The organism is Klebsiella grimontii, from assembly GCF_900200035.1.
In the GTDB taxonomy this organism is placed as follows: Bacteria; Pseudomonadota; Gammaproteobacteria; order Enterobacterales; family Enterobacteriaceae; genus Klebsiella; species Klebsiella grimontii.
Genome location: NZ_FZTC01000034.1, coordinates 97,311 through 113,150, shown reverse-complemented (window position 1 = coordinate 113,150; position 15,840 = coordinate 97,311). Strand labels below are relative to the sequence as shown.

The window sequence follows — 15,840 nt, the reverse complement described above, 5'->3', positions numbered from 1 at the left end:
TTTATTCCGTCAGCGCGGCGACCCCGTCCGGGATCTGCTGCGGATGAATGATTTTTATCTGTTTGTGGCGACCCAGTTCGCCTTTCTCAATAAGCACCTGGCTTTTCGCTACGCGAAACTGTTTGGCGAGGAATTTTACCAGATGGGCGTTGGCCTGGCCGTCAACGGGTGGCGCGGTAATGGCGACTTTGAGCTCGTCGCCATGTAAACCAACGATGCTGTCGCGGCTGGCCTTGGGCTGAATATACAGCCGTAAGACCAACCCGTCAGCGCAGGCTTCGACGGCACTCATAGCGCCATCCACAGCCCCGGAAGCAGAACGTTGCCGGTAGCCTGCAACAGTTCGGCGATACCCATGTTGATCACGTACAGCAGCAGAACCAGCACCATCGGCGAGAAATCAATGCCGCCCATCGATGGCAGCAATCTGCGGATCGGGCGCAGCAGCGGATCGGCCAGCTGCATCAGAACAAATTCCACCGGACTGCGGCCCTGGCTTACCCAGCTCATAATCGCCATTAACAGAAGAACCCAGAAGATCAGCGAGCCGACGGTTTTAATGAGGATCAGCAGCGCGGAAATCCAGATAATCGGCTGGAAGGTCACGACCATAAACAGCACGATAGCTTTCACGACGCAGAGAATAAAGGCGACCAGCAGGGAAGCGCTATCGAGAGGCCCCATCGCCGGAATAATGCGGCGCAGCGGCCCAACGACAGGCTGCGTAGCCTTGACTACGAACTGCGAAAACGGGTTATAAAAGTCGCAGCGCGCCCACTGCATCCAGACGCGTAATAACACGACCATTGTGTAAAGCTCAATGACCGTTGAGAGCAGGAAAGTCAACGTCTTCATGGCGTTCCTCAGATTCCTTGTTTTTTGCTGTAGTCGCGCGCGCCGAAAATTGCGGTTCCGATGCGCACCATAGTGCTTCCCGCCGCGATGGCGGCTTCCATATCATCCGACATTCCCAGCGACAGCGTATCGACGGTAGGGTAGTGCGTTTTTAGCCGCGCAAATGCTACCGCCATTTGTTGGGCGACGGCAAACTGCCTTACATATTCTGACTCTGGCGCGGGAATGGCCATTAAACCGCGTAGCTGCAGATTAGGGAGTTTAGCGATTTCTGCCGCCAGCGCGTCCAGCTCTTCAGGCGGAATACCCGACTTGCTCTGCTCATCGCTAATATTGATTTGAATCAGCACGTTGAGCGGCGGCAGCTGAGCCGGGCGCTGTTCGCTCAGGCGGACGGCGATTTTGAGACGATCGACGGTATGGCACCAGTCAAAATGTTCGGCCACCAGACGGCTTTTATTGGACTGCAGCGGACCAATAAAGTGCCACTGTAGCCCGGTGGCGCCCGTTTCCTGAAAGTAGCGGATTTTATCCACGCCTTCCTGAACATAGTTTTCGCCAAACGCGAGCTGGCCGGCGGCCATCGCTTCTTCGATAGCGCTCGCAGGTTTCGTTTTACTGACTGCAAGCAACGTAACTTCTTCTGGAGCACGGCCGCAGCGTGCGGCAGCGGCTGAGATTTTGTCCCGGACCTGTGCCAGGTTATGCGCAATATCGTTCATATACCGAGGATGAGTTATGGAACTGGAAGAAATAGTGGCCCTTAGTGTAAAGCATAACGTCTCCGATCTACACCTGTGCAATGCTTCAGCGCCGCGCTGGCGTCGCCAGGGCAAGCTGGAGCCCGCGCCGTTTACCTCTCCCGATATTGGCAAGATACTCACTGATTGGCTCAACGCCGAGCAGCTCGCGCAGTGGCAGGCCTGCGGGCAGGTCGATTTCGCGCTGACTCCGGCGGACGGGCCGCGCCTGCGCGCCAGCGCATTTGCGCACAATCGCGGTCTGTCGCTGGCGCTGCGTCTGCTGGCGGAAACCTGCCCTCAGCTGGCGGATCTCGGCGCGCCGGCCGCCTTAACGGAGCTGCTCAATGAAGAGAGCGGGCTTATCCTGGTCACGGGGGCTACCGGTAGCGGAAAATCAACCACCCTGGCGGCGATGGTGGGCTATCTTAACCAGCGCCTCAGCGGCCATATCCTGACGCTGGAAGATCCGGTTGAGTTTATTCACCGCAGCGAGCGCTGTCTGATTCAGCAGCGGGAAATCGGCCGCCACTGCCCCTCATTTGCCGCTGCCCTTCGCGCCGCGCTGCGTCAGGACCCGGATGTCATTCTGTTAGGGGAGCTGCGTGATAGCGAAACGATCCGCCTGGCATTAACCGCGGCGGAGACCGGACATCTGGTGATGGCGACGCTGCATACCCGCGGCGCGGCGCAGGCGGTTGAGAGGCTGGTGGACGTCTTCCCGGCGCAGGAGAAAGAGCAGGTTCGCAGCCAGCTGGCGGGGAGCTTATGCGCGGTGCTGGCACAAAAACTGTTTCCAGATGCTGCTGGTGGCAGAGTTGCGTTATACGAGCTTTTGGTTAACACCCCGGCGGTGGCTAATTTGATCCGAGAGGGGAAAACGCATCAGTTGCCCGGCGTGATGCAAACCGGGCAGCAATCGGGCATGCAAACATTTACGCAAAGCTTTCAGCAACGTACGGCCGCCGGGCTTTTATAGCTGCGCTTTTTATATTCAGAGATCCTACCAATAGCTTGTTATAATAATGTTTTATTAATGTTTGGTACCTTATTTGATATTACAAATAAACACCTAAGATTAAGCCGAGTAATCTATTCCATGAAAAACGAATTGACATAAACCTCTCATAACCAGGAAAAAAGTTTGATAATCTTTTGACTCTCTTAAGGCATTCGATTTATGCTGTTTGCAGGGATAGGAAGATTCCCATGGAATATTGTTTCAATGTGTAAAAGTGGTTTGTATTTATAAATACACAGGCGATCGTATTCTTGTTAATTCATTTAACCGCCATGAAGGCGGAAATCAACTAAGGAGAGTTTTAAGTGATTAATTTATCTGAGAATTCGGCTTTTTCTCATCAGGTTACTTTTATTACTCACCCCTCCATTCAAAGCAAAGCATTTGCGACCTGGCTGGCCGAAAGGTTATCCGCATCGGTCATTCTGCAAAATATTAACAAACCCCTCGCGCAACGTCTTTTGAAAGATTCTGTAATATTATTTGATATTGCGGTTTCAAATAAAAAGTTGAATAGCGTATGGCGCGATATTATTCGCATGCAGGCAGATAACCCCCGTTTATTGATTATCAATAGCGCACAAAAGTATGAGCTCTACGAAATGGCGCAGTGGCCAGCGCTGTATGGTGTTTTCCGTCATGACGATGATGAATCGCGCTTAATTGAGGGCGTTAAGGCTGTGCTGAACGGCGAACAGACGGCTGAATTGAGCGTGATGCACCCGGCGATGTATGCGGCGGATCATGTATCGGCGCCTGCGGAAAATTCACCGCTGACCGAGCGTGAATGTGAAATCCTCAATGAACTGCGCTGCGGGGCGACCAATCTGGATATTGCCCGCGCGCTGTTTATCAGTGAAAACACGGTGCGTACCCATCTGTACAACGTGTTCCGTAAGCTTAGCGTGAAGAACCGCACTCAGGCGGTCAGCTGGGCGAATGAACATCTGCGCCACTAAACATGAAATCAGGATGATGGCGCCTGCCGCTTGTATGGGGCGCCATCATTCAGCTTCAGTAACCCTGCTCGAAGTAGCTTTCCAGAATAATAACGGCGGAAGCGGAATCCACGCTGCCTTTATTGAGCGCCCGGAATCCACCCTGTTCGAATAGCCCAGCTCTGGCTTCAACCGTGCTCAGACGTTCATCATGCAGGGTTATCTGCACACCGAAGCGGCCATGAATTTTATTCGCGAAGTTGCGCGCACGGGCGGTCAGGGGCTGTTCCGTGCCGTCCATATTCAGCGGCAGGCCGACAATCACGGCTTCAGGCTGCCACTCTTTCAGCAGTTTCTCAATAACGTTCCAGTCAGGCTTACCGTCCTGCGCTTTCAACGCGGGGAGAGGGCGGGCGGTGCCGGTGATGCGCTGCCCTACGGCGACGCCAATGCTTTTGGTACCAAAATCAAAGCCTAAAAACGTTTCGCTCATTACGCGTGCCCCGCATCGGCTGGCATGGTCACGATATCAATGCCAATCAGCTTCGCAGCCTCGCGCCAGCGGTCGGCTATCGGCGTGCTGAACAAAATATTCCGATCGGCCGGCGCGGTGAGCCAGGCGTTATCCAGTATCTCTTGCTCCAGCTGGCCTTTCTCCCAGGAAGCATAGCCCAGCGCAACCAGTACGTTCTCTGGCTGTTTATCCGTACCCAGCGTTTCGAGCACGTCGCGGGAGGTGGTAATCACCGTGTTATCGGAAATACGGATGCTGGAGGAAAAATCGGAGGGCGGCGAATGCAGTATAAAACCCCGATCCTCGGCCAGCGGACCGCCAACCATCACCGGTTTATCCAGGCGGATCTCGGGATTGCGCGGTTCAGGCGTGATTTTTAATTTCTCCAGGATCCCTTCAACCTGCAGATTTTCCATCGGCTTATTGATGATGATGCCCATGGCACCGTCATCGTTATACTCGCAGATATAGACTACGGAGCGACGGAACATCGGGTCCTGGAGAGCAGGCATGGCAATTAGAAAGTGATGCTGTAAATTCATTGTCAGAGGTTCTGTTCCTGGTTCAAAAAAGCAGCACCCAGTATGCGGGTAAAGCAAGGGAGTGTCGATTCACTTTATCTTTCAGGCTCAAGGCGCATTGCCTGCCTGAACCTGATAGCGAATCGTCTGCGCTGGCTCCAGGCTACAGGCGCAGGCCTGCAGCCGGAATAAGCGCTTTATTTATTGAGGCGCTGCTCAATGGCGTCCATCAGCATCCCGGTAATGGAAATCGGGAAGGCGGCTTCGATTTCACGAACGCAGGTGGGGCTGGTGACGTTAATTTCCGTCAGGCGATCGCCGATGATATCCAGGCCGACGAAGATTAAGCCTTTGGCCTTCAGCGTGGGGCCAACGCGGCGGGCGATGGCCCAGTCGCTTTCGGTCAGCGGGCGCGCTTCGCCACGACCGCCGGCCGCAAGGTTACCGCGGGTTTCGCCGCCCTGCGGGATACGGGCCAGGCAGTAAGGAACCGGCTCGCCGTCAACCACCAGCACGCGCTTATCGCCATCTTTAATGGCGGGTAGATAGTTCTGCGCCATGCAGTAGCGGTTGCCCAGCTCGGTCAGCGTCTCGGTGATGACGCCGAGGTTAGGGTCACCCTCTTTAACGCGGAAAATGGAGGTGCCGCCCATACCGTCCAGCGGTTTGAGGATGATATCGCCGTGTTTTTCCCAGAAGGCTTTCAGCTGCGCCTTATTACGGGTGACCAGCGTTTCCGGGGTCAGCTCGGAGAACCAGGCGGTAAACAGCTTTTCGTTACAGTCGCGCAAGCTCTGCGGCTTATTGACGATAAGCGTGCCTTGTTCTTCGGCGCGTTCGAGGATGTAGGTCGCGTAGATAAACTCGGTATCGAATGGCGGATCTTTACGCATCAGAATGACGTCAAGGTCCGCGAGAGGCAGATCCTGCTCGCCGTTGAACGCGTACCATTTGTCGTAGTTCTGCTCGACGCTCAGCTTGCGCGTACGGGCGCGGGCTTCGCCGTTGATTAAGTACAGATCGTTCATCTCCATATAATGGAGTTCATAGCCGCGACGCTGCGCTTCCAGCAACATGGCGAAGCTGGTGTCTTTCTTGATGTTGATGGTTGCGATGGGGTCCATCACGATGCCGAGCTTAATCATTGTTCTTCTCCGTTAACGCTTCAACCTAAGTCGCCAAAACGCACCTGCAGGGCGGTTATGGCAGTGAGCGCAGTTGTCTCTGTACGCAGAACGCGCGGTCCCAACAGGATATCAGTAAACTGGTAGCGAGCGGTCATCGCTATCTCTTCTGCCGACAGGCCGCCTTCCGGGCCAATCAGCAGCCGGATGCGTTCGACCGGCAGGGGCAGCGTGTTAATGCTGGCGCTGGCGCGAGGGTGCAAATTAAGCTTCAGACCTTCGTCCTGCTCCGCACACCAGGCTTCAAGCTGCATGGCCGGGCGGATCTCCGGCACCACGTTGCGGCCGCTTTGCTCGCAGGCGGCAATGGCGATTTTCTGCCACTGCTGGATCTTTTTCTGCAAACGTTCGGCGTCCAGTTTAACGCCACAACGCTCGGAAAACAGTGGCGTTATGAGGCTTACACCAAGTTCGATCGATTTCTGGATGGTGAATTCCATTTTTTCGCCGCGGGACATCACCTGGCCCAAATGGATATGCAGCGGGGATTCACGGTTATCAACTTTGCTGCTCTGTACTTCAACCAGAACATTTTTCTTACCGGCCTCGACAATGACCGCCTCGAAGATCTGATTGCTGCCGTCAAAAAGCTCTATTGCCTGGCCTTTACCCATCCGTAAAACGCGACCGACATGGTTGGCCGCGTCGTCGGAAAGCGCTATCTGGCTACCCGTGGTAATACGTTCCGGGTGATGGATGCGAGGAATGCGCATGCTTGATGTTCCGTTCTTAGCGCAGATATCTCTTCCCCCAGTCAAGGGGGAGGAGTGAAGCTGCAAATTAACAATTGCCGCTAGTGTAGGTTAGCTCTTTTGCGCCTGGCAAGCCTGCAGGACATAAGGATTATGGTTGCCCTGAACTTTGGCAATACGCGCGTCGCGTTCGCACTCCCAGGTCGTGACCGGGTACATCTTATCCCAGGCGGTAAACAGCTGGGTTTGCTGGCGGGAAAGATTGAGCTGGTAGCGGTCGCGCATATAGAAGTAGGTACGGGCGATGGCGCCACGCGCGCGCGCCGGCGGCTCGGCAACTTTATCTTTAAAATCAACCTTCATTGCGCACTGGCCGTACTGGCCTTCGCCGCCGTTCCACTGGCTGTACATAAAGTTGGCGCGGTCGCCGTTGACCTCGCCGACCGCCGGCTGCAGGTTATGCATGTCGCTTTCCATCTTGCGGTATTCCGGATCTTTGGCGCAGTTTTTGCGCCCGCCGTCCTGCCAGCACTGCCGCTGATGGCCAAACTGCCATGCGGGAACCACATGCTCCCACTCGACCCGGCTGGCGCGATTTTCATTTTTACGCACTTTATAGCCACAAGATTCCAGGTCGATAACCCCCTTTTTTCCCTGCCAGTTGATTTTACAGCCGCAGTAGAAATCGCCGGGGGCGTCGGCATTGACCTTGACCCCAGCGGTCTTGGCCTGAGAAAAACTGTTGATTCCTTCCGCTGCAAGCGGGGCGCATACTGCCGCGCTAAGAAACGCGGCAGCAAAAGTATGAATACGGGACATCGTTAACTCCGTGTCAAAACGAGCCCGCAACGTAACGAATGTGATTGCCAGACGCAATCAGTCAGATCAGAAAATTTCCAATTATTTCCGGAGATTACTTTTCCGCCACCAGAACATCTCCGCAGCGCACGCAGCGATAGGTGGCCTCCCCGCGCATCACGCGATTGTGGCGGCGGACGGTAAGCTGGTGCTGCTGGCATTGGCAGCGGTAGGGGAAGGTATTTTTACGGACTGAATCGAGTTCGAAACGATGGGTGCGCAGAGCCGGAACGCCCAGCACGCTTTCCATCATCCATTTCCATTCTTTACCGTGCGGCGCGACGCGGCCAAAGTGTTTCCACACCAGCAGGTGGGCCAGCTCGTGCGGCACGACTTCATCAATAAACGCCTGCTGGTTTTCCAGCAGCAGCACCGGGTTAAGGCGGATTTCGTTTTTCTCCAGCCAGGCGGTACCGGCGGAGGTTCCCCGCTGCTGATAAACCAGCGCCGGTTCAGGGTAATGGCGTCCCAGCTTGAGGTTCGCTTTGGCCAGATTCTCCCGCAGGCTGCGCATAACGGCCTGTTGAAGGGCAATGGGAATTCGGGGTGTTTTCATAGCGCCAGAGGATAGTGCGGCGGGGTGAGGAGAGCAAGAAGAAGCTTCCTCCCGGGCGGGAGGAAGCGTATCAGGCTAGTCGCGCGCGCCGATTTCGCGCAGCTTGCTGCCTTTCATCAGGTTACGTTCGATATGCTCCAGCGAAACGTTTTTGGTTTCCGGGATCAGCCACAGGGTCAGGAAGATGAACAGGATGTTCAGGCCGCCATAGACCCAGAAGGTGTTGGCGCTGCCCAGCGAGTTCAGCATGGTGAGGAACGTCGCGCCGACGATCATGTTGGCAATCCAGTTGGTGGCCGTCGAACAGGTGATACCGAAATCACGCCCTTTCAGCGGCTGGATTTCGGAACACAGCACCCAAATCAGCGGGCCGGCGCTCATGGCAAAGCCAACGATAAACATCAGCAGCATCAGGACGGCAAAGTACTGCGCCGTGGCGGAGTGGATGCCGATATGCATCATGCTGCCCAGAATGCCCATGCCGAGCGCCATGACGATAAAGCCGAGGATCAGCGTCGGCTTGCGACCCCAGCGGTCGACCAGCCCGATGGCGATAAAGGTCGCCAGCACGTTGGTCAGACCGACGATGACGGTGCCCCACATCTGTTCGGTGGTGTTGGCATAGCCTGCCAGTTCAAAAATCTTCGGCGCGTAGTACATGATGACGTTCATACCGGTGAACTGTTGCATCACCTGCAGCAGAACGCCGAGGAATACCGCGCGGCGGAAGTTGCTGTTTTCTTTAAACAGCGACCAGCCGGACTGTTTTACCTTCAGGCTTTCGCGGATCTCATCCAGCTCGCGTTTCGCTTCAGCGCTGGTGTCGCGCAGGCGCAGCAGAACGCGTTCAGCATCGACAAAGCGGCGCTTGGCGGCAAACCAGCGCGGGCTGTCCGGCAGGAAAACCACGCCAATCAGCAGCAGCACCGCCGGGATAATAATCACCCCGAGCATCCAGCGCCAGGCGCCGCTGTAGCTGAATGCCGTATCGGAAAGATAGGCGCCGAGAATACCAATGGTAATCATCAGCTGGTACATCGAAATCATGCTGCCGCGGATTTTTTCCGGTGCGATTTCAGACAGATACAGCGGGGCGGTATAGGAGGCGACGCCCACGGCCAGGCCGAGCAGCACGCGGGAGATCAGCAGCACTTCTACGTTCGGCGCGGCGGCGGAGAACAGCGAGCCGGCAACGAACAGGATGGCGCCAATCATCAGGCTTTTTTTACGCCCGAGTTTGAAGGAGAGCCAGCCGCTGCCCACCGCGCCGACGGCGGCGCCGAACATCATAGAGCTGACCACCCATTCCTGAGTGTGGGCGCTTATCTGGAACTCATTGGCAATAAAGGGTAAGGCACCCGCAATAACACCGATATCAAGGCCGAACAGCAGGCCAGCCAGTGCGGCGAGGAAGCAGACAAAGAACGTCATCGTCTTGTTCGAACGCCCTTGTTTTTTGTTGTCAGGCATAACGCCCTCCGGTTGAGTTATTGATCCTGTCGATGCGTAGGGTAGGTAAATACGTAGTAAAAAAATGTGATAGTAATCACGGCTGTGTAATCGGTTACACTAGAGTAAAGAAACGTAATTACTATAAACGTATTTAAATCAGTATATTAATTGAGTTTAGCTTAAGAAATTAAAAGCGCTAATCAGACTTTGCTGAAATATTGTGTAACAAAGTGAAGCGTTATTACATTTTGCACGTATTTAAGGGAAATATTTGCTCTGTATATGATGTAATCGCTTCCATTTTGAGCGGGCTAAGGCAGAATTCGGCGTCAGCGGAGGGGAGCTAAAGTAAAAAGGCCAGCGCGGGGCTGGCCTTGAAATCGGGGGAGTGCGGAGATTATTTCAGACCGGACGCTTCGCGCAGCTGGGCTGCCTTGTCGGTTTTTTCCCATGGGAAATGTTCGCGACCGAAGTGACCGTATGCCGCCGTCTCTTTGTAGATCGGGTGCAGCAGATCCAGCATCTGAATCAGGCCGTACGGACGCAGGTCAAAGAACTCACGCACCAGCAGGGTCAGCTGCTCAGAAGGCACTTTTTCGGTACCGAAGGTTTCAACCATGATTGAAGTCGGCTCTGCCACGCCGATGGCGTAGGAAACCTGAATTTCACAACGATCGGCCAGGCCAGCGGCAACGATATTTTTCGCTACATAGCGCGCCGCGTAGGCTGCGGAACGGTCCACTTTAGATGGATCTTTACCGGAGAACGCGCCGCCGCCGTGACGAGCCATGCCGCCGTAGGTGTCAACGATGATTTTACGCCCGGTCAGGCCACAGTCGCCCATTGGTCCGCCGATAACAAAACGGCCGGTTGGGTTGATAAAGAATTTTGTGGCGCTGTTCAGCCACTCGGTCGGCAGGACCGGTTTGATGATCTCTTCCATCACCGCTTCCTGCAGCGATTTCTGGTCGATATCTTCCGCGTGCTGGGTCGACAGGACTACCGCGTCAATCCCGACGATTTTACCGTCGTCGTACTGGAAGGTGACCTGGCTTTTCGCATCCGGGCGCAGCCACGGCAGGGTGCCGTTTTTGCGTACTTCGGCCTGACGCTGCACCAGACGGTGGGCATAGGTGATCGGCGCCGGCATCAGCACGTCGGTTTCGTTGGTGGCATAGCCAAACATCAGGCCCTGGTCGCCCGCGCCCTGTTCCAGCGGATCGGCGCGGTCAACGCCCTGGTTGATGTCCGGAGACTGTTTACCGATAGCGCTCAGGACCGCGCAGGAGTTGGCGTCAAAGCCCATGTCGGAATGCACGTAGCCAATTTCACGGACCGTGTTGCGGGTGATCTCTTCAATATCAACCCATGCGCTGGTGGTGATCTCGCCACCGACCAGAACCATGCCGGTTTTGACGTAGGTTTCACAAGCTACGCGCGCCTTCGGATCCTGTTCGAGGATCGCATCCAGCACGGCGTCGGAGATTTGGTCAGCAATTTTGTCGGGATGCCCTTCTGATACGGACTCTGACGTAAAGAGGTGTTTTGCCATGTTTTATTTCACCTGTGGACGATTCGGGTAGCTCATACTGTTGTGTAGAATGGCTTTGACGGATGACTCTACCAAAGCTTGCAGGTAGCGACACGAGCAGTCTGAGTGTTAATCAGTATAGATGGATTAACTTCTGGACGGCTATTTTAGGGCAGTTCTTGACCCCATTTCCAGCCTTTTTTGATATTCGTCGCATTTATAGAAAAAGGGCGGTGGCAATTTTTCCTGACAATCCCCGGCAACGCGCATATTTTTATTTTGCTTTTTACCCCGCTTCTCGGTATAAAACGCCGCGCGCGGCTCATTAAAACAGCGCACGAGCATTTGCTTCGTGACGCCACTTCCAGCCGGGTTAAGCAGTCTGTATTGACAGAGTCCCGCGGCGGCGTTTTCGCTGGCTGTCTGGAACGTATAGCTTTGGCTTGTCGCTGGCCCGTCTCGGGGCAGTGTGGAGGTGATACCAGATAATGAACCCACGTTTTTCGCCTGATTCGTCGCGTCGTTCCGTCGCGCGTCACTATCCCGCAACCCGCATCTCTCTCATGCAAACCAGCCGATGTTCTACCCATCTCGGCGCTTCTCAGGATTCCCGGGCCGGCAGGCTGCTGGAACACTGAACAAGGGCTCTCTTGCGATAGCAAGGGTTTTCTCGTGGTTTCTCCGGACTGTCATACTCCGTTCGGGTACGTGTTTTACGATGATATGAATAAGAAACCGGTCGCTCAGCCGCAAGACCAGCACTATCTACTGGGATTTCGGACTGTTTATGGGTTGTTATCGCTTCTTCGGATTGCGATAGTAGTCAACTGTTTTACACTTGTTACTAAAATTTGAGGTTCGCTATGTCTGACGACATGTCTTTATCTTCGCCTTCGTCAGCAGGCGATCACGGTGTACTACGTTCCATGCAGGAGGTTGCGATGAGCTCCCAGGAAGCCAGCAAGATGCTACGTACTTACAATATTGCCTGGTGGGGTAATAACTACTACGACGTTAACGAACTGGGCCATATTAGCGTCTGCCCGGATCCTGACGTCCCGGAAGCGCGCGTTGACCTTGCCGAGCTGGTGAAAGCGCGTGAAGCTCAGGGGCAGCGCCTGCCTGCACTGTTCTGCTTCCCGCAGATTTTGCAGCACCGCCTGCGTTCGATTAACGCCGCCTTTAAACGGGCGCGCGAATCTTATGGCTATAACGGCGACTACTTCCTGGTTTATCCGATCAAGGTTAACCAGCATCGCCGCGTGATTGAATCGCTGATCCACTCCGGCGAACCGCTGGGTCTGGAAGCCGGCTCGAAGGCCGAGCTGATGGCGGTACTGGCGCACGCCGGTATGACCCGCAGCGTGATTGTTTGTAACGGTTATAAAGACCGTGAATATATCCGCCTGGCGCTGGTGGGCGAAAAAATGGGCCACAAGGTCTATCTGGTCATCGAGAAGATGTCGGAAATCGCCATCGTGCTCGAAGAAGCCGAGCGGCTGAACGTGGTGCCGCGTCTTGGCGTGCGTGCGCGTCTGGCTTCGCAGGGCTCTGGCAAATGGCAGTCCTCCGGCGGCGAAAAATCCAAATTCGGTCTCGCGGCGACCCAGGTTCTGCAGCTGGTTGAAATTCTGCGCTCAGCCGGGCATCTGGACAGCCTGCAGCTGCTGCACTTCCACCTTGGCTCGCAGATGGCCAATATTCGCGATATCGCCACCGGCGTGCGTGAATCGTCGCGCTTCTACGTGGAGCTGCATAAGCTGGGCGTGAATATTCAGTGCTTCGACGTTGGCGGTGGTCTCGGCGTTGATTATGAAGGCACCCGCTCCCAGTCCGACTGTTCGGTGAACTACGGCCTGAACGAATATGCCAACAACATCATCTGGGCGATTGGCGATGCCTGCGAAGAGAACGGTCTGCCGCATCCGACGGTGATCACCGAATCCGGTCGTGCGGTCACGGCGCACCACACCGTGCTGGTATCGAACATTATCGGCGTTGAGCGTAACGAATATACCGAGGCGACTCCGCCTGCGGAAGACGCCGCGCGTCCGCTGCAAAGCATGTGGGAAACCTGGCTGGAGATGCAGGAAACCGGCAACCGCCGCTCGCTGCGCGAATGGCTGCACGACAGCCAGATGGATCTGCACGATATCCACATCGGCTACTCCTCCGGCACCTTTAATCTTCAGGAGCGCGCCTGGGCCGAGCAGCTGTATCTGAATATGTGCCATGAAGTGCAGAAACAGCTCGACCCCAGCAACCGCGCGCATCGTCCGATTATCGATGAGCTGCAGGAGCGCATGGCGGATAAGATTTACGTCAACTTTTCCCTGTTCCAGTCGATGCCGGATGCATGGGGTATCGATCAGCTGTTCCCGGTGATGCCGCTGGAAGGGCTGAACATGGTGCCGGAACGCCGCGCGGTGCTGCTGGATATCACCTGTGATTCCGATGGCGCGATTGACCACTATGTGGATGGCGACGGTATTGCGACCACCATGCCGATGCCGGAATACGATCCGGAGAATCCGCCTATGCTGGGCTTCTTTATGGTGGGCGCCTACCAGGAGATCCTCGGCAATATGCACAACCTGTTCGGCGATACGGAAGCCGTAGACGTGTTTGTCTTCCCTGACGGCAGCGTGGAAGTTGAGCTGTCTGATGAAGGGGATACCGTTGCGGACATGCTGCAGTACGTGCAGCTCGATCCGAACACGCTGTTGACCCAATTCCGCGATCAGGTGAAAAATACGGACCTGGACGCCGCCCTGCAGCAGCAGTTCCTTGAAGAGTTCGAAGCGGGTTTATACGGCTACACTTATCTGGAAGACGAGTGATATACGCCCTCTCCGTAATGGAGAGGGAAGAGGAAGGCGAAGCCGATTGCGCCATTCGCCAAACTTTCTTGAACGCGTAGAAATTTGCGGCGATAATTCGCCCAATTAAGCAGTAAACTCATTCAAAACCCTTCCTCGTCGGGCCTAACGACGCGGAGGGGTTTTTTTATATTTGTATTTCAATACAACGACGGTAAAAGAGGTCATATCCATGAGCACCTTAGGTCATCAATACGATAACTCCCTGGTATCCAACGCATTTGGTTTTCTGCGTCTACCGATGAATTTCATGCCGTATGACAGCGATGCGGACTGGGTCATCACCGGCGTACCGTTTGATATGGCGACCTCCGGACGCGCGGGCGGCCGTCATGGCCCGGCGGCGATCCGTCAGGTGTCGACGAACCTTGCGTGGGAGCATAACCGCTTCCCGTGGAATTTTGACATGCGCGAGCGCCTGAACGTCGTGGACTGCGGCGATCTGGTTTATGCCTTCGGCGACGCGCGTGAAATGAGTGAAAAGCTGCAGGCCCACGCGGAAAAACTGCTGGCGGCAGGTAAACGCATGCTCTCCTTCGGCGGCGACCATTTTGTGACGCTACCGCTGCTGCGCGCGCATGCTAAGCACTTCGGCAAAATGGCGCTGGTACATTTCGATGCCCACACCGATACCTACGCTAACGGCTGCGAATTTGACCATGGCACCATGTTCTACACCGCGCCGAACGAAGGCCTGATCGATCCGCATCATTCGGTGCAGATCGGTATCCGTACCGAGTTTGATAAGGACAACGGCTTCACGGTGCTGGATGCGGGCCAGGTCAACGATCGCAGCGTTGACGACGTGATCGCTCAGGTGAAACAGATCGTCGGCGATATGCCGGTGTATCTGACCTTTGATATTGACTGTCTGGATCCGGCGTTTGCCCCAGGTACCGGTACGCCGGTGATCGGCGGGCTGACCTCCGATCGGGCGATCAAGCTGGTGCGTGGCCTCAAGGATCTGAACATCGTCGGCATGGACGTGGTGGAAGTCGCTCCGGCCTACGACCAGTCTGAAATCACCGCCCTGGCGGCGGCGACCCTGGCGCTGGAAATGCTGTATATCCAGGCGGCGAAAAAAGGCGAGTAAGCGGACTATTTTACTCGCCATTTTGCAGCCGGGCAGCGCTCGCTATCCTCACGTACGACGTGTACGCTCCGGTGGCGGTGCGCTGTCCGGAGCCCGCCCATAACGTCCGATTTGTTACAAACCGGGGCGAGAATTATTTGATGCCGTCCGCCGCCATGCGATCGCGGATATGCTGAGCGCGTGCTTCCGATGCCGGATGATCGTCAAACATTGAGCTTTGGCGTCCGGCTTCCAGCTTCGCCAGTTTCTCGAAGCTGGTGGCGAGACCCGCCGGATTGATTCCGCGCTTGCGCAGCAGATCGTACGAGTAGTCGTCCGCTTCCGATTCCTGACGCTGGGAGAACTGCGAGTTCACCAGCTTCTCGCCCAGATCGCCCAGCTGCGATTGCGACAGACTGCCGACGATGCCGCCCGCGGAGGCCGCCGCCGCGCGTACCGCGTTAGTGCCCAGCGCTACCTGCATCCCTTTCTTCACGTGGCCCAGCGCGACGTGACCCATTTCGTGGCCGATGACCGCTTCAACTTCATTATCATTCATCAAATCCATCAGCCCGCTGTAAACGCGGATGCAGCCGTTAGCCATGGCGAAGGCGTTAACGTCTTTGGTCTGGTATACCTTATAGTTAACCGGCTGGCCGTTGATGTTGTCCCCCAGCGCGGCGGCGATTTTACCCAGACGTTTGCTGTATTCACTGCTGGCAGGCGCGATAGTCGCCTTCGCATCCATCTCCTGACAGGCTTTGTCGCTTAAGGCTTTCACCTGCTCATCGCTGAGCGAGTAAGCCTGGAAGGCCTCCGCGCCGGAGCTAAGCAGGCCGTTGGAATCCATGTTCTGGCATCCGGTTAGCGTTGCTGCGATCCCAAGGGCAAGAATAGCTGAACGAAATTTCATTTTTTATCTTCCACAATCTTATGGTTATTTATCCGAAAAAACGGCGATGGCTGCCTGCCGTATCCTGTGCAAATTATAAATACTATATGAGAATGCGGGCGAGAGGATTACGCC

Annotated in this window: 19 protein-coding genes; 6 read left to right on the top strand and 13 right to left on the bottom strand. The window is 55.4% G+C overall.

What is annotated here, in order from left to right; translation table 11 throughout:
- Window position 1: 1 nt before the first annotated feature.
- From yggU to KOSB73_RS26045, 3 genes are read right to left on the bottom strand one after another with little or no spacing between them, the layout of a single operon-like run.
- Entirely contained in the window at window positions 2-292 is a 291-nt protein-coding gene (gene yggU / locus KOSB73_RS26055) for a DUF167 family protein YggU (RefSeq protein ID WP_004125173.1), read from the bottom strand.
- Window positions 289-855, bottom strand: coding sequence for a YggT family protein (locus KOSB73_RS26050; protein WP_004135843.1), 567 nt, complete (start codon window positions 853-855; stop codon window positions 289-291). The genes yggU and KOSB73_RS26050 overlap by 4 nt, the downstream gene beginning before the upstream one ends.
- 8 nt (window positions 856-863) lie before the next feature.
- Window positions 864-1,577: a YggS family pyridoxal phosphate-dependent enzyme gene (locus KOSB73_RS26045; RefSeq protein WP_004125172.1), complete on the bottom strand. Its 714-nt coding sequence runs from the start codon at window positions 1,575-1,577 to the stop codon at window positions 864-866.
- Between the two features lie 16 nt (window positions 1,578-1,593).
- Here KOSB73_RS26045 and KOSB73_RS26040 point away from each other — a divergent pair, with 16 nt between their 5' ends.
- Window positions 1,594-2,574: a type IV pilus twitching motility protein PilT gene (locus tag KOSB73_RS26040; RefSeq protein WP_004135845.1), complete on the top strand. Its 981-nt coding sequence runs from the start codon at window positions 1,594-1,596 to the stop codon at window positions 2,572-2,574.
- A 347-nt stretch (window positions 2,575-2,921) separates the two neighbouring features.
- On the top strand, window positions 2,922-3,575 hold the full coding sequence (locus tag KOSB73_RS26035; RefSeq protein WP_004135847.1) for a LuxR C-terminal-related transcriptional regulator: 654 nt from the start codon (window positions 2,922-2,924) through the stop codon (window positions 3,573-3,575).
- Window positions 3,576-3,630: 55 nt separating this feature from the next.
- Here KOSB73_RS26035 and ruvX read toward each other — a convergent pair whose 3' ends face one another.
- From ruvX to KOSB73_RS30965, 9 genes are all read right to left on the bottom strand, one after another.
- Window positions 3,631-4,047, bottom strand: a complete 417-nt coding sequence (gene ruvX / locus KOSB73_RS26030; protein WP_024358650.1) for a Holliday junction resolvase RuvX — start codon at window positions 4,045-4,047, stop codon at window positions 3,631-3,633.
- Complete coding sequence (locus KOSB73_RS26025; RefSeq protein ID WP_004135851.1) at window positions 4,047-4,610, bottom strand: YqgE/AlgH family protein; 564 nt, start codon at window positions 4,608-4,610, stop codon at window positions 4,047-4,049. The genes ruvX and KOSB73_RS26025 overlap by 1 nt, the downstream gene beginning before the upstream one ends.
- Before the next feature lie 176 nt (window positions 4,611-4,786).
- Window positions 4,787-5,734, bottom strand: a complete 948-nt coding sequence (gene gshB / locus KOSB73_RS26020) for a glutathione synthase (protein ID WP_004135852.1) — start codon at window positions 5,732-5,734, stop codon at window positions 4,787-4,789.
- Between the two features lie 20 nt (window positions 5,735-5,754).
- Window positions 5,755-6,486 carry a 16S rRNA (uracil(1498)-N(3))-methyltransferase gene (gene rsmE / locus KOSB73_RS26015; RefSeq protein ID WP_024358647.1) on the bottom strand — a complete coding sequence of 244 codons (732 nt, stop codon included), beginning with the start codon at window positions 6,484-6,486 and terminating at the stop codon, window positions 5,755-5,757.
- Window positions 6,487-6,576: 90 nt separating this feature from the next.
- Window positions 6,577-7,284: a deoxyribonuclease I gene (gene endA / locus KOSB73_RS26010; protein ID WP_024358646.1), complete on the bottom strand. Its 708-nt coding sequence runs from the start codon at window positions 7,282-7,284 to the stop codon at window positions 6,577-6,579.
- 94 nt (window positions 7,285-7,378) lie between these two features.
- Window positions 7,379-7,879 (bottom strand): SprT family zinc-dependent metalloprotease, encoded by a 501-nt coding sequence (locus tag KOSB73_RS26005; RefSeq protein WP_004135858.1) that lies wholly within the window; start codon window positions 7,877-7,879, stop codon window positions 7,379-7,381.
- Between the two features lie 75 nt (window positions 7,880-7,954).
- On the bottom strand, window positions 7,955-9,349 hold the full coding sequence (locus KOSB73_RS26000; protein WP_098141191.1) for a sugar porter family MFS transporter: 1,395 nt from the start codon (window positions 9,347-9,349) through the stop codon (window positions 7,955-7,957).
- Between the two features lie 379 nt (window positions 9,350-9,728).
- Window positions 9,729-10,883: a methionine adenosyltransferase gene (metK, locus tag KOSB73_RS25995; protein ID WP_004125136.1), complete on the bottom strand. Its 1,155-nt coding sequence runs from the start codon at window positions 10,881-10,883 to the stop codon at window positions 9,729-9,731.
- A gap of 141 nt (window positions 10,884-11,024) precedes the next feature.
- Complete coding sequence (locus KOSB73_RS30965; RefSeq protein ID WP_138110033.1) at window positions 11,025-11,360, bottom strand: hypothetical protein; 336 nt, start codon at window positions 11,358-11,360, stop codon at window positions 11,025-11,027.
- Between KOSB73_RS30965 and KOSB73_RS31555 the strand changes: the two genes are divergently transcribed.
- From KOSB73_RS31555 to speB, 4 genes are all read left to right on the top strand, one after another.
- Complete coding sequence (locus tag KOSB73_RS31555) at window positions 11,351-11,500, top strand: hypothetical protein (RefSeq protein ID WP_227637570.1); 150 nt, start codon at window positions 11,351-11,353, stop codon at window positions 11,498-11,500. The two genes, KOSB73_RS30965 and KOSB73_RS31555, sit on opposite strands and share 10 nt — an antisense overlap.
- Window positions 11,501-11,585: 85 nt before the next feature.
- Complete coding sequence (gene yqgB / locus KOSB73_RS25980; RefSeq protein WP_075210876.1) at window positions 11,586-11,717, top strand: acid stress response protein YqgB; 132 nt, start codon at window positions 11,586-11,588, stop codon at window positions 11,715-11,717.
- A gap of 8 nt (window positions 11,718-11,725) precedes the next feature.
- Complete coding sequence (gene speA, locus KOSB73_RS25975; RefSeq protein ID WP_024358645.1) at window positions 11,726-13,702, top strand: biosynthetic arginine decarboxylase; 1,977 nt, start codon at window positions 11,726-11,728, stop codon at window positions 13,700-13,702.
- A 211-nt stretch (window positions 13,703-13,913) separates the two neighbouring features.
- Window positions 13,914-14,834: an agmatinase gene (speB, locus tag KOSB73_RS25970; protein ID WP_004105690.1), complete on the top strand. Its 921-nt coding sequence runs from the start codon at window positions 13,914-13,916 to the stop codon at window positions 14,832-14,834.
- A 133-nt stretch (window positions 14,835-14,967) separates the two neighbouring features.
- Here the strand turns inward: speB and loiP are convergent, their stop codons facing one another.
- The gene (gene loiP / locus KOSB73_RS25965; RefSeq protein WP_004133548.1) at window positions 14,968-15,726 is read right to left on the bottom strand and encodes a metalloprotease LoiP; all 759 of its coding nucleotides are present in this window, start codon (window positions 15,724-15,726) and stop codon (window positions 14,968-14,970) included.
- Window positions 15,727-15,840: the final 114 nt, after the last annotated feature.

Coding starts and splice junctions, on each gene's coding strand:
- yggU (WP_004125173.1), bottom strand. CDS start 292: ATGAGTGCCGTCGAAGCCTGCGCTGACGGGTTGGTCTTACGGCTGTAT.
- KOSB73_RS26050 (WP_004135843.1), bottom strand. CDS start 855: ATGAAGACGTTGACTTTCCTGCTCTCAACGGTCATTGAGCTTTACACA.
- KOSB73_RS26045 (WP_004125172.1), bottom strand. CDS start 1,577: ATGAACGATATTGCGCATAACCTGGCACAGGTCCGGGACAAAATCTCA.
- KOSB73_RS26040 (WP_004135845.1), top strand. CDS start 1,594: ATGGAACTGGAAGAAATAGTGGCCCTTAGTGTAAAGCATAACGTCTCC.
- ruvX (WP_024358650.1), bottom strand. CDS start 4,047: ATGAGCGAAACGTTTTTAGGCTTTGATTTTGGTACCAAAAGCATTGGC.
- KOSB73_RS26025 (WP_004135851.1), bottom strand. CDS start 4,610: ATGAATTTACAGCATCACTTTCTAATTGCCATGCCTGCTCTCCAGGAC.
- gshB (WP_004135852.1), bottom strand. CDS start 5,734: ATGATTAAGCTCGGCATCGTGATGGACCCCATCGCAACCATCAACATC.
- rsmE (WP_024358647.1), bottom strand. CDS start 6,486: ATGCGCATTCCTCGCATCCATCACCCGGAACGTATTACCACGGGTAGC.
- endA (WP_024358646.1), bottom strand. CDS start 7,284: ATGTCCCGTATTCATACTTTTGCTGCCGCGTTTCTTAGCGCGGCAGTA.
- KOSB73_RS26005 (WP_004135858.1), bottom strand. CDS start 7,879: ATGAAAACACCCCGAATTCCCATTGCCCTTCAACAGGCCGTTATGCGC.
- KOSB73_RS26000 (WP_098141191.1), bottom strand. CDS start 9,349: ATGCCTGACAACAAAAAACAAGGGCGTTCGAACAAGACGATGACGTTC.
- metK (WP_004125136.1), bottom strand. CDS start 10,883: ATGGCAAAACACCTCTTTACGTCAGAGTCCGTATCAGAAGGGCATCCC.
- KOSB73_RS31555 (WP_227637570.1), top strand. CDS start 11,351: ATGAACCCACGTTTTTCGCCTGATTCGTCGCGTCGTTCCGTCGCGCGT.
- yqgB (WP_075210876.1), top strand. CDS start 11,586: ATGAATAAGAAACCGGTCGCTCAGCCGCAAGACCAGCACTATCTACTG.
- speA (WP_024358645.1), top strand. CDS start 11,726: ATGTCTGACGACATGTCTTTATCTTCGCCTTCGTCAGCAGGCGATCAC.
- speB (WP_004105690.1), top strand. CDS start 13,914: ATGAGCACCTTAGGTCATCAATACGATAACTCCCTGGTATCCAACGCA.
- loiP (WP_004133548.1), bottom strand. CDS start 15,726: ATGAAATTTCGTTCAGCTATTCTTGCCCTTGGGATCGCAGCAACGCTA.